Genomic DNA, 12,502 nt, shown 5'->3' with positions numbered 1-12,502 from the left:
TGAGACCTCCTGGGTTGCGAACACGACTTGTTTGCGTCAGGCTTCAACGTCCCAATGCTCAAAATAAAGAGTCAGGACCGATTTCGGTCCTGACTCAATTATCGACTTATTTTTTGCTCGTGTCTTGTTGTTTCATGCTGTTCATCATCTGACGCAGTTTCTTTTCAGATGGGCGTTGTCCCATCTGCATCATCATCGTCCGAAGTTGATCTTCGTTAAACGGTGGGTTTTCTTTGATGTACTTCTCCATGTAGCGACGTGCACCGAAGAACCCGCCGGCAAGACCAACAATCAGTGCGATTGCAACGATCAATATCCAAATACCAGTTGACAAGCGGATGTGCCTCCTTTTTTAAAACTTCCTTAAACAATATTACACAATTCCGCTTGAAATGAAAAGCGGTTCTGGAAATATCTCAAAAATTAGTCACGCAGGCCCTTCTTGCGTTGAATTTTTTGAACCTTTTTAGGGGTGACTTCTTTTCCTGCTTTATCGAAAACACGAACCATTTCGATTTGACTCTTAAAACTCTCACGGAACTTTTCTAAATAACGTTTTCGTAGTTTCTTACGCTCGAGCTCTTCGACTTCACTTAAGCCGTCCTCTTTAGCCTTTTTGGCTAATTCATTGATTCGAGGAATTAATTTTTTCATTTCATCATCTGCCATATGATCACTCCTTACACGCAGTTAAACATTTTACCAGCTTTCGACTCAATTAACAATTGAAATGACCACTAATCATGTACAAATGCTGTTAACCGAACGTTTGTTTGAAGTTCACAAGAAATCATGGTACAATAAACCCAATAAAACAACGAACTTTCGAGGTAAATCCATGACAAAATCTTCCGAGACAAAACAACTCTCCATTTTGCAATATATTTATGATCAGACACAGGAACACGGCTATCCGCCGACTGTTCGTGAAATCGGCGAAGCAGTCGGTCTCAGTTCTACGTCCACCGTTCACGGCCACATTGCTCGGCTAACTAAAAAGGGGTACCTGATTAAGGATCCGACAAAACCTCGGGCTCTGGAAGTCACTGACAATGGCATTGACGCGTTAGGTATTCAATTGACACCCACTAAAATTCCCGTTTTGGGAACCGTCACTGCCGGTCAGCCGATCTTAGCGGTTCAGGAAGCCGTAGATTACTTTCCAATTCCTGACGAACTTGAGGATGAAGCAAGCGACTTATTCATGCTGACCATCCGTGGCGAAAGTATGATCAATGACGCCATCTTGAACGGCGATAAAGTCATTGTCAAAAAGCAGCACAGCGCTGACAATGGCGACATCGTGATTGCCATGACTGAGGACAACGAAGCCACTTGCAAACGATTTTACAAGGAAGACAATTATTACCGTTTACAACCAGCCAATGACACCATGGCACCCATTATTTTAGACACTGTCACGATTTTGGGTAAAGTGATCGGTGTTTATCGGGACCACATTCAATAAGGAACTATAAAAGACCCGGGTCATCATTGCGATGGCTCGAGCCTTTTTGTATCTTACATTATTCAGTGTGGCTCCGATCAACATATTGCCGCTGATCATGTTTGATGCCAGTTAATACAAACCGTGCATCATCCGCCTTTGTGTCAAGCAGAACGTCATGGTTTGGCAATTGCCGCTTGAAGCAACTTTCATACTCGGCAACTGACAATTTTGTTCGCTTTTTAAAGTAGGCATCGAACTGTTGCTTGGCAGCAAGTGCTGGTGTCGATTGCACCAAGGTGCCACTATAAAATTCGCCTTCAGCACCTGACCCGTAGCTAAACAGCCCGATGCGATCTCCAGTCGCTAACGCAGCGTTCGCCAGCAATGACATTAAGCTCAAATAGAGTGACCCAGTGTACAAGTTGCCGACGCGACGATTGTAGACCCGACTAGCTTCAAAGTTAGCCTTCAATCGCGTTTGCTGAGTGTCGCTAGCCTCAGGCAAAACTGACCGTAACCCCTTCAATCCCATTTTTGTAAATGGCAGATGGTAGGTCAGCGCGGCAAAATCAGCAATCGTTCGGCCTGTCGTTTTGCAATAATCGTGAAAAACGGCCTGAAAGAAATCTACGTAGATATTTTCTGAATATCGGCCGTCAACCAGTGCCTCGGTTCGATACAAAGGCCGCCAAAAGTCCATGATATCCTCAGAACGAAAACTTGTCGCGTCATCCAGAGCCAAAATTTGCGGAGCTGCAGCAATCGTCATTGCCACGGCACCGCCGCCCTGCGTCACCTCGCCAGGGGTATTCAACCCATAACGGGCAATGTCAGCACCAATCACCAACACCTGTTTTTCTGGATTTGCCTTAACGTAATCCTTAGCCGTTTGGACCCCGAAAGTGGCTCCATAGCACGCCTGTTTAACTTCAATGGCACGAATCTGATCTGGAAGATGCAGCAGCCGTTTTAAATACATCGCAGCTGACTTTGAGTGATCAATGCCTGATTCCGTCCCAAAAATCACCATCGCAATTTTCTCGCGATTATCGTCCGTGATCACCTGACTTGCCGCACTGGCCGCCATAGTCACAACATCCTGCGTCACTGGAATCACAACTTGTTCACTCTGACCGATGCCGATCAAATACTTGTTTGGATCTTCGCCTCGAGCCTGTGCTAACTCAGTCAAATCTAAATACTGACTGGGTGCGTAAAAGCCGATCTTGTCAATTCCTACTTGCATCTTGAGTACTCCTTTAATCTAGTTGTCCGTAACCTAAGTAGTGATAATTATAATCCTTTCCATGGGTGTAGAGCGCAAACGCGGCTTCGCGTTCATCGGCAAACGTAACCACGATTGCGGGGGTCGCCCATGAAGAATAGCCCCAAAACACTGTGTCATCATAGTCATAGGTATCGTTGGGCCGTCGATGAAAGCCCTGTTTCACATCCCAAACAGTGCCATGGGTGCGTACCCAGTCCTCTGCCAGACCAGCTTTAACTTCCAGCAACTGTTCAGAATTATCATTTATGAGTGTATAAAGTCGTCGCCAGTCAAGCTGTCGGTCGTGTATACGCGGTCTGGGTTGTGAATTGCTATATACAGATGATTGTGATAATACACTTAACTCAATTGGTGTTAAATCCGAAAAGCGCATTTGGCACCCCCCTTTAAACCACACTTGTAATGTGCGTGAACCATGCTAAAATAACTTTAACACGTAAAGTGAGGATGTGTCCTGTGAGACTTCTAACTTCAAACACTTATAATATTTTGTTTGCCGGATTGGTGATTATTGCCGGATTGGTTGGCGCTCATTTTTGCGAACGCCCAACGTTGCAAAAATGGATGCGCGCCCTTGGCATTATTGGCGCAATTTTACTCGTTTTTGCCGGTGCGTTTTGGCTTGGGCTTGTTGTAGCATACAATGGATTTGACGCCATCGTAAATTAAACAAGTGTTATACTTTCGTCCAAATTACTTGTCTATGAAAGCGTCATTATGTTAAATTTAACGTAGTGTGTAGCGATTACACATCCAATTTGAGAATGTTGAGGTGTTCAATTTGAAAAGTACAAAAGTACGTGTCATTGCTAACGGTGGTCTAACTGGCGACACTGTTAACCAACTTACCAATGAATTATCAACCTTTACCTTTAAGATTATGCTCAAGTATAACGGGACCACCACAATTGCGAACAGCAGTCTTGGCGTCATGAGTCTCGGCGTTCCTGCTGACGCTGATATTGAAATCAGCGTTGAGGGCGACGATGCGCAACTACAAGAAGTCATTTCTGCTCTAACTGACAAGAAATTCGTCAAAACGCTTTAGTCTCGTATCGCTCATCGCTGGGGAGGAATCGCGTTGAATCAGTACACTATCAACTTTAATAATCGAGTCACCCGTGAAACGGTCACTATCAATTATAAAGTCATTCTTGCCGATCCCGAAGAACATAAAAGCATCACCCAGTTTGGCAACGTGTCCTACCAACGATTTGCCGCACCGGCGTCGTTCTTTATGTCAGGCAAACCGGCCCTCAACCTCATTCGCGATATTGATGACGCAATGGATGCCGAAAAATATCTGCTGTGCAATGTAAACTTCGCCACGAGCGAGGACGAACACGTCCTTAAGGTCCCTTCTAAGGCCGATATTTTACAAATCGTCGCCGACCATCAAGGCCAAACGCCACAGATTAAAGTGGCGCATCAATTGCTCCTCGGCTGATCAGGAGGTTTTATCAAATGGCAGACACTAATTTTGAAACAACGTACAGTACCTTTATCGATGCCTTTACTAAGCTCGATTACGAAAAACAGCAACAAGTGATTCAAGCGCTGACTGAACTTTCTGCAGCCCGCAAGGATTGCCACTAAGAAGTTGCGTTATACAAGTTGCTATTGAACCAGCATTCATATGCTGGTTTTTTTTATTGATAACCAGTCGTCTATGTCGTCATTGATACGCAATTATTATCGTAAACACGCATAAAAGCGTATACTAAACGTGAGGGAGGCCTTAACCATGACCGAAGAAAAAACGACTCATGCTGATGAGCCAAAGAAACCCACATTTAAAAAGATTGCCCGCGGTGTCCGTGGCAGTTGCCCTCAGTGTCGCCGTCCAATGACCATTTATCATGGGATGAACCACTGCCCTTCCTGCGGCTATATTTTTAAATCGAATTTTACAGCGAAATAGTTTTGTCCATTTCTGGTACGAAGCAGACCCATCTAAAAACGCCTTTGGCATTTTCAGATGGGTCTGTCTTGATATGGTCAGGATGTTTGCAGTCACACCCCTGTGTCGTTATTTATTCAGAAGTATCATCATCATTAACAACGAGAACGCGCACCGACGCATTCCGGACAACATAGGCAGTAGTTGACCCAATCAACATGCGGTTGATGGCATCTGCCCCCGATTTACCGATAACAATCAGATCGATTGCGTGCTCTTTTGCAAATGAGACAACCACATTCTTTGGAATCCCCGTCTCAATGACCGATTCTGTTTGAATGCCGGCTTTTTCTGCGATTTCACTTCCCTGCGCTAATAATTTTTCCGCTCTTTCCCGATAATCCTTCGTAAAATCATAAGTGATACTGCCGGAAGCTGCCAGCCAATTACTGTTGTTGACCACGGTTAATAACGTGATTTGCGAGCCGAAATAGCGGCTAAGCTGAATGGCTTCTTGTAATGCTTCATCGGCGTTTACACTGCCGTCTAAGGGCACTAAAATATCTTGATACATACGCGACTCCTTTCAGTGTCAAATAGGTCTTGTGTGTGTCTTTCCCGAACGTCATCCTATACCATTATTATCACTAAATTTCTGTCAAATCGCAACGTAAATGCTCTGAGTAAGCGTTCATTGACCATGAATCTGGTTGCTAGCGTGAAGCCGTTCATTAAAACGTTTCAGCAAAAATGTTTTATTTATGAAAATACTATCAGGGTTAAACATTAATGCTGGTAATTCAAGTCATTATCAGTTACATTAAACGTTGTGATTTCTTTGCAAAAGGAGTGTTAATAGATGAAATTAACAAAAGCAACGCTCGCTGATTTAGACACCATTTTGGCGATTCTAAGTGACGGCCGCGATCAACTCGCTGAAAAAGGCGTCGATCAATGGCAGGGTGACTACCCTTCTACCGACCAGATCACATATGATATTAACCACGGGTTTGCCTACCTCGCAAATTCAGATGATAATGAAACGGTAGGCGCCATTGCCATCGTCACGGCCCCTGATCACTCATACGACACCATGACGGGTGATTGGCTCAATCACAATGACAATTACCTCGTGATTCACCGGGTTGCCATTCATTCCAACCATGGTGGCAAGGGCTACGCCACGCAATTATTTGAAAGTGTGATCAGCCACGTCGAAGAGAATCACCCTGAAATCGACAGTCTTCGGATCGATACCCATGCTGACAATCAAGCCATGCAGCATCTGATCAACAAAATGGCTTTCACTAAAGTTGGTGAAATTTATGGCGTCTATCACAAAAATGATATTAGCTACGTCTATGAACGGCTGACGTCTAACCAAAGTTCAATGCCACATGCTAGCTAGCCTGACGGAAAAAATTTAACGGCCTTTTTCGGCCCAATAAAGCGCCCAGCAATAATTCTTTCTTGGATTATTGTTGGGTGTTTTTTTGAGCGGTCGGCGTTTTTAGGTTATACACACTATTCTTATCGTTTGCCGGCGAGCCTTCAATTCTCGCATACTTGATAACTTATTTGAGGTTGGTCCGGAAAGGCAATGTGTGACCAAATAAAGGGCTCTGAGCCAAGGATCAGACTCGGATTTTTAGTTTTTTTCACCTTAGTGGTGCTTGCGATGATCGCCCCGGCAGCCTAGTTGAAACGAGCTTCCCAAGACTAGCGGCTCCGCCCTTCAAACAACTTGCGCCCCTCTCTGCACAAAAAAAGCCCATCCCGGAAACCCGGGATCGACTTCTTTTGGTAGTTGAGAATAAGTACATTCGTACTGGAAAGTATGCTGTTAACAATACACCCAATAAATTTATTTGTAAACAATTTGTACGATAATTTTCGACTTTTAAAGCGCTATCATGATGGTTATGTGGCCTTTTTACTTTTAAATTGTAAGTGAAATGCTGATGTGGCGGGATTTACTCCCCGACAATCGAAAATTTATTTTATTTTAGTTTTTTTCTTTTTTTAAATCATTTTGGTGTTGGGACAATGTTAGATCACTTTGAAATCAGGGCTGTAAATAATCTCACACGCTTCACCAGTTACGGCCTCGCACATAAATGGACCTCAGGCGACAAAAAGAGTGCCCCACCACACCGGCAAAGACACTCAACCATTTATTTACCTAACATGAGTCTCATTGTACTCAAGTTATTCTGCCATTTTAGACCGGTTCATTATGAATTTCAAGTGTCTTTTTTTATTAATACAGCGCGTTCCTGAGTATCAATTTAGACAATTGCGGGTTGTCTTGGTTTTAGTACCAGAAGCGCACGATTTAAGCTTGTTTTAAGCTTGTTTTAAGCCTATTTTAGTTATTATAATAGTGGCAATAACTAATCTCATTTTGACTCTAATTTGCATATCTCCTATCCGCCAGTCACGAATTGTTTAATTGTGCCCTTACTGGTTGGAAAGACGATAAATAAAACAAAAGGATGCGCGATATGACCGAAAAAATAATTATGCCAGCCGTGGCTGACGAACTGACCGAGCACTACTTAACAAAACAAGGATTTGAAGTCCTCACCGTTGACAATCCTGACGAAGAAAACATCTTGGCAACTGCGCCAGATGCTGCCGCAGTCATGATGATCAGCAATAAGATTCCAAACAGCATGTATGATAAAATGCCAAACCTAAAAGTTCTGGCCCGCCGCGGTGTTGGTTACGACAACATCGACGTGAATTTTGCTGCCAAGAAAGGCATATGGGTGACCAACACGCCTGGTGCTAACGCAGTGAGCGTTGCGGAAGCAGCTGTTTTGGACATCATGCTGCTGGCCCGGAAGTTTGATCCCATTTCAAAGAAGCTTCGCGCTGGTGACTGGACTGGCGGCTATCATATCATGGGCCATGACCTCATCGGCGCAACAGTCGGCATCGTTGGCTTCGGCCATATCGGTCAAGCCGTTGCGAAAATCTTAAGCAGCTTTGGCGTTAAAATTCTGATCTATAACCGGACCCACTATGAGACGGATTACGGCGAATACGTTGACTGGGACACCCTGTTTAAGACGGCCGACTTTGTCTCACTGCATCTGGCTGCTGTTCCAGAAACTAAAGAAATCGTCAATGCCCAAACCCTTGCACTTATGAAGCCGACCGCCTCGCTGATAAATTTAGCCCGTGGTGCCATTGTGGATGAAGGTGCCTTAGTGGATGCCTTAAAGTCCAAAAAGCTCGCAGGCGCCGCTTTAGACGTTTATCAGCACGAGCCAATCACAGCTGATAATCCGCTGCTGGCATTGGATAATGTGTTTGTCACTCCACACGTAGGATCGAACACCGTTGAATCCAACCAGCGTATGGCAATGGGTGCTGTGAAGATGATCGAACAAGTCCTACGTGGGCAGACACCACAATGGGCTGTGAATGAACCGAAATTGTAAAATCATCAAAAAATTATCGTTGCCGCTGATCCTGTCAAAATCAATTGATCTCTCCCCAAAATGATAGCTAAAGCCCTTGCAAGTTTTCTCAGCTTTGGTATAATTATTTAGTGCTGTTGATTAATGGAGAGTTGGCAGAGTGGTAATGCACCGGACTCGAAATCCGGCGAACCGGCTAATACCGGCGCGCAGGTTCAAATCCTGTACTCTCCTTAGTAGAAACCCAATAGTCCATGATGGTTACCTAAAGCGGTGCTATTATGGACTTTTTATTTTTTATCAGATTAAATAGCTCATAATAATCTAACTCTTTATCTAACCACATATCTAACCACTAAAACTGCGTCTAACCAATCAAGTTCTGATTTATAACACATTACTTATACCTATTATGTTATGTAGGAGGGATGAATTATGTTTGAGATGTATTACATGGTGTATGGCGATTACTCGTCGATGATTGCCATGCATGACGTATATGTAAAATCGTATGAGGACGGACACCTAGTCTACGATGAAGAATTTACTACCATCGAAGAAGCATACGATCACTACGTTGACGAGGTGCTAATGTACCAGTCCATAATGCTGGAGTATATAAGAAAATAAAAAAGGGCCACCCACCTCGCAATGAGATGAGTGCCCCTTTTTTGTGTCCAATGATTAACTTTCAAGGTGCCTCAAGTATAACACTATTTTTGCTTGAGTTCACTAACATCTTCTTCAATATTATCAATTCGTTGATTGATAACCTGGTGTTCACCTTTACTAGCAATCAATTTTATGCACTCTATTTAAGATTCAATAAATTGTTCTATTGACTTTATACCTTCACGAGACAGTAACAATTATAGTTAGCAACTTTTTAATTCAATAAATTTAAAGTGACAAGCTTGTAATTTCCTTTTGCGGTATCGCTTGTATGCTGTGTTATCTTCGCCCCCTTTTTCTTAATCAAGTACATTTTTGTGGCTTCCGTGTAACTTATATTTTACATACTCATTTTACAATTACTAAAACACCTTTTAGCTATTAAATTGGAATGGATTATAAAGCTCCCTTCTGCAATTTCTTAGTTACTATAGTTTGACTGCTAACAATTGTTAGGCTAGTGGCCGATTTTAGTTTGTCCAATCATATTTAAGTTGGTATATCAATTAATTTATAGAAGAGTAATTTAAGCATTCATCAAAAAAACCTCCCGACCCATTACAGGTCCGGAGGCTTCGAGATAAATTTGTAATTCAATTATATCAAGCAATCTTCTTTACGTAAAGTTTGTATCCGGTACAGTAGTACCCGTTGCTCAATTTAAGTAACCATTTGCCATTGTATGCTATGGCTTTATCGACAGTGAACTGCGTGTTCTTCGGCCACTTGTTAGACTTGAATCCAGATCTTTTAACTACCTTAGTTCGTTGTAAATCTTTATATAAGTAGGTCGCTTTGATCACTTTAATAGCTTTCAGAGGTGATTCATAGAAGGCGTTGATCACCATGTCGCGATTAGCAGTGATGTAGCAGCCGTTGGCTAACTCAAAAAATGGCACAATACCTTTACTGTCGAAATGTACTTTGGCAATATCCACCGGAGTGCCAGCTTTGATTTTAAGACCTCTGTTCGACTTACTGGAGAGTTTGGTAGTCCTATGCTGGTAGATAGTCGTCTTGGTAATGATCCGACCAGAATTGTACGTGAAGTAGTAGTCATGCACGTTGTCCTTGGTATAAGTCTTAGGCTTGGCTTTGACTGTACTAGTAGATCCAGTTGTGTACTGTCCGCTATAATCCAGTGAGCCATCCACACCTAAGCCTTTCCAGTTGTCGGTGTATTGCCATGCCTTAGCACCGCTCACACCGGAACCAGAATTGTTATACGCAGCAGGCCAGCCGTCAAGACCGTAGCTTGTGCCAATCTTCAAACGTCCGGCCCAGAACCAGCTACCGGGACCGTAGATGTCAAAGTGTGAGTATCCGCGCCGTTTAAGCTCGTTATAGAAAAGGGCAGCATCAGCACTGGCCTTTGTCCGTAGTGAACTGTCTTCGGCGTCAAGCACCATGACGGTATCGTAACCGCAACCCCACGCTTTGGCCACGTCGGCCATCAAATGAGCTTCGGTAGCTGGATCACCGCTCCCGTATTTGAGGGAGTTAAAGGTGCCGTAATGATACAGTGCCACCTTCAGGCCAGCTTTCTTCGCGTTAGCTATTTGTGCCTTGCCCTGTGGATTGATGTACGGTGTACCACCATATCCACCCTGGGAGGTCTTAACGACAACACCCTTAGCACCGCGGGCCTTCTTATCTTGAAAGTACGCCAGTGTATCAGGCTGATAACCTGATACATCAATGAAGTATGAAGCCATTGTTACCCCTCCTTTGCAGTTAAGAAGATGCCGTTATCGGCGTTGAGGGTGTATGTCTTATTACCAATTTTAACTGCATCACCATCGGCTAGTTTAATGGCTGGTGGATTCATCACGTCAAAGTTGGCTGCCGCCTGTTGAACAGCTTTTACAGCGTCTTTTGATGTCAGTTGCGTTGCTTCAGCTGTAGTGGCTTTAACAGCGCCGTAATTAAGCTGGTAGGCCTCCTCGATGTAGTCGTTGGCCTTGTCACTGTCTAGATCGACGTTAAAGTCCTTAGCAAGTTCGACTAGGCGTTGTGAAGCCAGCTTCTTTTGGTCGGCGCCGGGCAATGCCAATGGCTGGATCGCAGTGACTAACGTCTGTGCCATGGACTTGATACGGTCAACCACTTGATTATCCTTGTTCGTCTTCGTTTGGTCAGCAAAGTTTTCCAAGGCGCCAATAATCTTCGGCCAGTTTTTCAGAATGACGGCCAGGGTCAAAGTGCCACCGCCACCAATCAGCCAATTGAGTGCGTCTGAAATAATCTTAGTCCAGTTCATTAGACTGCCCCCTTTGTTCCCTTTACTAAATCAATAGTAGCTTCCTTGTCGTCTGATTCCACGATAGGTTGCGTATTAACTACACCACCTTGGTTTACGGCCGGGGTTGTTTCTGTTTTGGTGGGTGCGGCTGCCATGCTTGAAACAGCGTTAGAATACGTTTTAGCGATGGCGGTATCGGTTGATGCTGGAGTGACGGTGTTCTCAGTAACTGATTGAGTGCTAGTGGCTAAGCCATTCGAAAAATACGTTACTAAATAACCCACATCGTCTTTAAATTGAGCCGGTACCAAGTCCAGTGTGAATTTCTTGTCCAAAATTAAAAGTGCATAAGCTACAATTGTTTGATTAACTACCATAAATGATTCCTCCTAATGAATTGAATGAAAAATTTGTTGAATGATTAAATACAAAAGCGAGCTTGAACTAATCGTGATTAACAATACTTTCCATATATTTTGCCGATTAATCGTTTCAAGCTCTGCCTTATGAGTGTCACTTTTTTCGTTACCTCGAATAACAGCTTCAAGAATTCGATTGTTCTGCTCACGCAGATACTTGTTACTTTCATCTACTCGATTCAGCGTATCTGTCATTTTGTCGCTCAGATCATTGATTCGACGTTCGTGATCTGATAGTTCAGTGTCATGTTGCATGAGCAATTTATGGTCTGCATCGTTCAAACTATCCCTTCTTTCACAAAAGTATTCTTACAAAACGTCAACTTAATTAACAGATGTGGAAGCCCCCACGGTAGCCTTAGTATCGGTGGTCGCAGAATCAGTCATAATGTACTGTTGAGCATCAGCCTTGAAGAGGGCTGGCACATCATCAATGGTGATCGATCTGGATTCCACTGCGCTTGCCCAAATACGTGAGATTGCAGGAAATTTCATTAGTTTGCACCCCCATTCGTAGTGTCAGTGGTGTTCGTATCAGCAGTATCATCCGTGGGTGTAGTAGCCGCAGTTGATATGTTTGGCGTGGTAGTTGTGGCCGCTTGATCAGCCGTTCCAGTGTTGGCGGCCGGTACGGTCACGTACATAGACAGCTCCATAATGGCGCTATTAGTTAATTTGGTTTGACTTGTTAGTTGTGTTTTTAGGTTATCAACCATAGCAGTAGATGCATCCAATTTAACTGCCTGCTGATCGATAGTATTCCGTAAATAATCAATACTTAGATCCGGACACCATGGTGCGCCTTGAAGATGACCAGCATCGTCCTTAACCGCAAAAACCGTTGGCCACCGGAGAAAATATTCTTTAGATGTTTCTGGAACCAAACAGATGTGTAGTCCATCGCCAGCACTATCTTGTGGAACTCCTGTAACTTGTCCAGTATCCTGATTAACAGCTGCATAATAAATTAACATTGGTGTTCCTCCTTAATTTTTAGGCAAAATAAAAACACCTATCGCTATAGGTGTTAAAGTTTATCATCCAAATAAATGGCTGTAAAATTTCTGGTATTGGTGGTCACGCCAATGCCAGTTTTTTATTGT

Annotated in this window: 20 protein-coding genes and 1 tRNA gene; 10 read left to right on the top strand and 11 right to left on the bottom strand. The window is 43.5% G+C overall.

Going from position 1 to position 12,502, the window contains the following annotated elements; all coding sequences use genetic code 11:
* Nucleotides 1-106 precede the first annotated feature (106 nt).
* Both FC82_RS05250 and FC82_RS05245 read right to left on the bottom strand, forming a co-directional pair.
* Nucleotides 107-340, bottom strand: a complete 234-nt coding sequence (locus FC82_RS05250) for a YneF family protein (protein WP_191982794.1) — start codon at nucleotides 338-340, stop codon at nucleotides 107-109.
* An 83-nt stretch (nucleotides 341-423) separates the two neighbouring features.
* The gene (locus FC82_RS05245) at nucleotides 424-669 is read right to left on the bottom strand and encodes a DUF896 domain-containing protein (RefSeq protein WP_056996401.1); all 246 of its coding nucleotides are present in this window, start codon (nucleotides 667-669) and stop codon (nucleotides 424-426) included.
* 169 nt (nucleotides 670-838) lie between these two features.
* Here FC82_RS05245 and lexA point away from each other — a divergent pair, with 169 nt between their 5' ends.
* Nucleotides 839-1,468, top strand: a complete 630-nt coding sequence (gene lexA, locus FC82_RS05240; protein WP_054761843.1) for a transcriptional repressor LexA — start codon at nucleotides 839-841, stop codon at nucleotides 1,466-1,468.
* A gap of 58 nt (nucleotides 1,469-1,526) precedes the next feature.
* On the opposite strand, the gene FC82_RS05235 is transcribed toward lexA, so the two are convergent.
* Together FC82_RS05235 and FC82_RS17125 are read right to left on the bottom strand one after the other, a co-directional pair.
* The gene (locus FC82_RS05235) at nucleotides 1,527-2,696 is read right to left on the bottom strand and encodes a hydroxymethylglutaryl-CoA synthase (protein WP_056996400.1); all 1,170 of its coding nucleotides are present in this window, start codon (nucleotides 2,694-2,696) and stop codon (nucleotides 1,527-1,529) included.
* A gap of 13 nt (nucleotides 2,697-2,709) precedes the next feature.
* Nucleotides 2,710-2,964: a hypothetical protein gene (locus FC82_RS17125; protein ID WP_235809179.1), complete on the bottom strand. Its 255-nt coding sequence runs from the start codon at nucleotides 2,962-2,964 to the stop codon at nucleotides 2,710-2,712.
* Between the two features lie 230 nt (nucleotides 2,965-3,194).
* On the opposite strand from FC82_RS17125, the gene FC82_RS05225 reads away from it, so the two are divergent.
* From FC82_RS05225 to FC82_RS16710, 5 genes are all read left to right on the top strand, one after another.
* Nucleotides 3,195-3,407: a hypothetical protein gene (locus tag FC82_RS05225; protein ID WP_054761847.1), complete on the top strand. Its 213-nt coding sequence runs from the start codon at nucleotides 3,195-3,197 to the stop codon at nucleotides 3,405-3,407.
* Nucleotides 3,408-3,519: 112 nt separating this feature from the next.
* Nucleotides 3,520-3,786 (top strand): HPr family phosphocarrier protein, encoded by a 267-nt coding sequence (locus FC82_RS05220; protein ID WP_162260924.1) that lies wholly within the window; start codon nucleotides 3,520-3,522, stop codon nucleotides 3,784-3,786.
* Between the two features lie 33 nt (nucleotides 3,787-3,819).
* The gene (locus tag FC82_RS05215; protein WP_054761849.1) at nucleotides 3,820-4,185 is read left to right on the top strand and encodes a hypothetical protein; all 366 of its coding nucleotides are present in this window, start codon (nucleotides 3,820-3,822) and stop codon (nucleotides 4,183-4,185) included.
* Nucleotides 4,186-4,202: 17 nt separating this feature from the next.
* Nucleotides 4,203-4,334, top strand: a complete 132-nt coding sequence (locus tag FC82_RS17315) for a hypothetical protein (RefSeq protein ID WP_268873495.1) — start codon at nucleotides 4,203-4,205, stop codon at nucleotides 4,332-4,334.
* Nucleotides 4,335-4,482: 148 nt separating this feature from the next.
* A complete protein-coding gene (locus FC82_RS16710) occupies nucleotides 4,483-4,659 on the top strand; it encodes a 50S ribosomal protein L4 (RefSeq protein WP_153020973.1) in 177 nt (58 codons plus the stop codon).
* A gap of 112 nt (nucleotides 4,660-4,771) precedes the next feature.
* Here the strand turns inward: FC82_RS16710 and FC82_RS05210 are convergent, their stop codons facing one another.
* Entirely contained in the window at nucleotides 4,772-5,212 is a 441-nt protein-coding gene (locus FC82_RS05210; protein WP_054761851.1) for a universal stress protein, read from the bottom strand.
* A 285-nt stretch (nucleotides 5,213-5,497) separates the two neighbouring features.
* Between FC82_RS05210 and FC82_RS05205 the strand changes: the two genes are divergently transcribed.
* From FC82_RS05205 to FC82_RS05190, 4 genes are all read left to right on the top strand, one after another.
* Complete coding sequence (locus FC82_RS05205) at nucleotides 5,498-6,046, top strand: GNAT family N-acetyltransferase (RefSeq protein WP_056996399.1); 549 nt, start codon at nucleotides 5,498-5,500, stop codon at nucleotides 6,044-6,046.
* A 1,096-nt stretch (nucleotides 6,047-7,142) separates the two neighbouring features.
* Entirely contained in the window at nucleotides 7,143-8,087 is a 945-nt protein-coding gene (locus tag FC82_RS05200; RefSeq protein ID WP_056996398.1) for a phosphoglycerate dehydrogenase, read from the top strand.
* A 125-nt stretch (nucleotides 8,088-8,212) separates the two neighbouring features.
* A tRNA-Ser gene (locus FC82_RS05195) sits at nucleotides 8,213-8,300 on the top strand.
* A gap of 201 nt (nucleotides 8,301-8,501) precedes the next feature.
* A complete protein-coding gene (locus FC82_RS05190) occupies nucleotides 8,502-8,696 on the top strand; it encodes a hypothetical protein (RefSeq protein ID WP_054761855.1) in 195 nt (64 codons plus the stop codon).
* A 644-nt stretch (nucleotides 8,697-9,340) separates the two neighbouring features.
* On the opposite strand, the gene FC82_RS05185 is transcribed toward FC82_RS05190, so the two are convergent.
* Genes FC82_RS05185 through FC82_RS05165 form a run of 6 tightly spaced genes read right to left on the bottom strand, consistent with a single transcriptional unit; the run spans nucleotide 9,341 to nucleotide 12,373 of the window.
* On the bottom strand, nucleotides 9,341-10,453 hold the full coding sequence (locus FC82_RS05185) for a GH25 family lysozyme (protein WP_054761857.1): 1,113 nt from the start codon (nucleotides 10,451-10,453) through the stop codon (nucleotides 9,341-9,343).
* A gap of 2 nt (nucleotides 10,454-10,455) precedes the next feature.
* Complete coding sequence (locus FC82_RS05180; RefSeq protein WP_054761859.1) at nucleotides 10,456-10,998, bottom strand: hypothetical protein; 543 nt, start codon at nucleotides 10,996-10,998, stop codon at nucleotides 10,456-10,458.
* Nucleotides 10,998-11,357, bottom strand: coding sequence for a hypothetical protein (locus FC82_RS05175; protein ID WP_054761861.1), 360 nt, complete (start codon nucleotides 11,355-11,357; stop codon nucleotides 10,998-11,000). Before FC82_RS05175 ends, FC82_RS05180 begins: the two co-directional genes overlap by 1 nt.
* Nucleotides 11,358-11,369: 12 nt before the next feature.
* Nucleotides 11,370-11,681 carry a hypothetical protein gene (locus FC82_RS05170; protein ID WP_235809178.1) on the bottom strand — a complete coding sequence of 104 codons (312 nt, stop codon included), beginning with the start codon at nucleotides 11,679-11,681 and terminating at the stop codon, nucleotides 11,370-11,372.
* A 42-nt stretch (nucleotides 11,682-11,723) separates the two neighbouring features.
* On the bottom strand, nucleotides 11,724-11,894 hold the full coding sequence (locus FC82_RS16705) for a hypothetical protein (RefSeq protein ID WP_156405124.1): 171 nt from the start codon (nucleotides 11,892-11,894) through the stop codon (nucleotides 11,724-11,726).
* Nucleotides 11,894-12,373, bottom strand: a complete 480-nt coding sequence (locus FC82_RS05165; protein ID WP_054761863.1) for a hypothetical protein — start codon at nucleotides 12,371-12,373, stop codon at nucleotides 11,894-11,896. The genes FC82_RS16705 and FC82_RS05165 overlap by 1 nt, the downstream gene beginning before the upstream one ends.
* Nucleotides 12,374-12,502: the final 129 nt, after the last annotated feature.

Origin of the sequence: Secundilactobacillus collinoides DSM 20515 = JCM 1123 (assembly GCF_001435975.1) — a bacterium.
Classification (GTDB): domain Bacteria; phylum Bacillota; class Bacilli; order Lactobacillales; family Lactobacillaceae; genus Secundilactobacillus; species Secundilactobacillus collinoides.
Note: the sequence above shows the minus strand (reverse complement) of the source record. Positions and strands in the feature narration are given on the sequence as shown.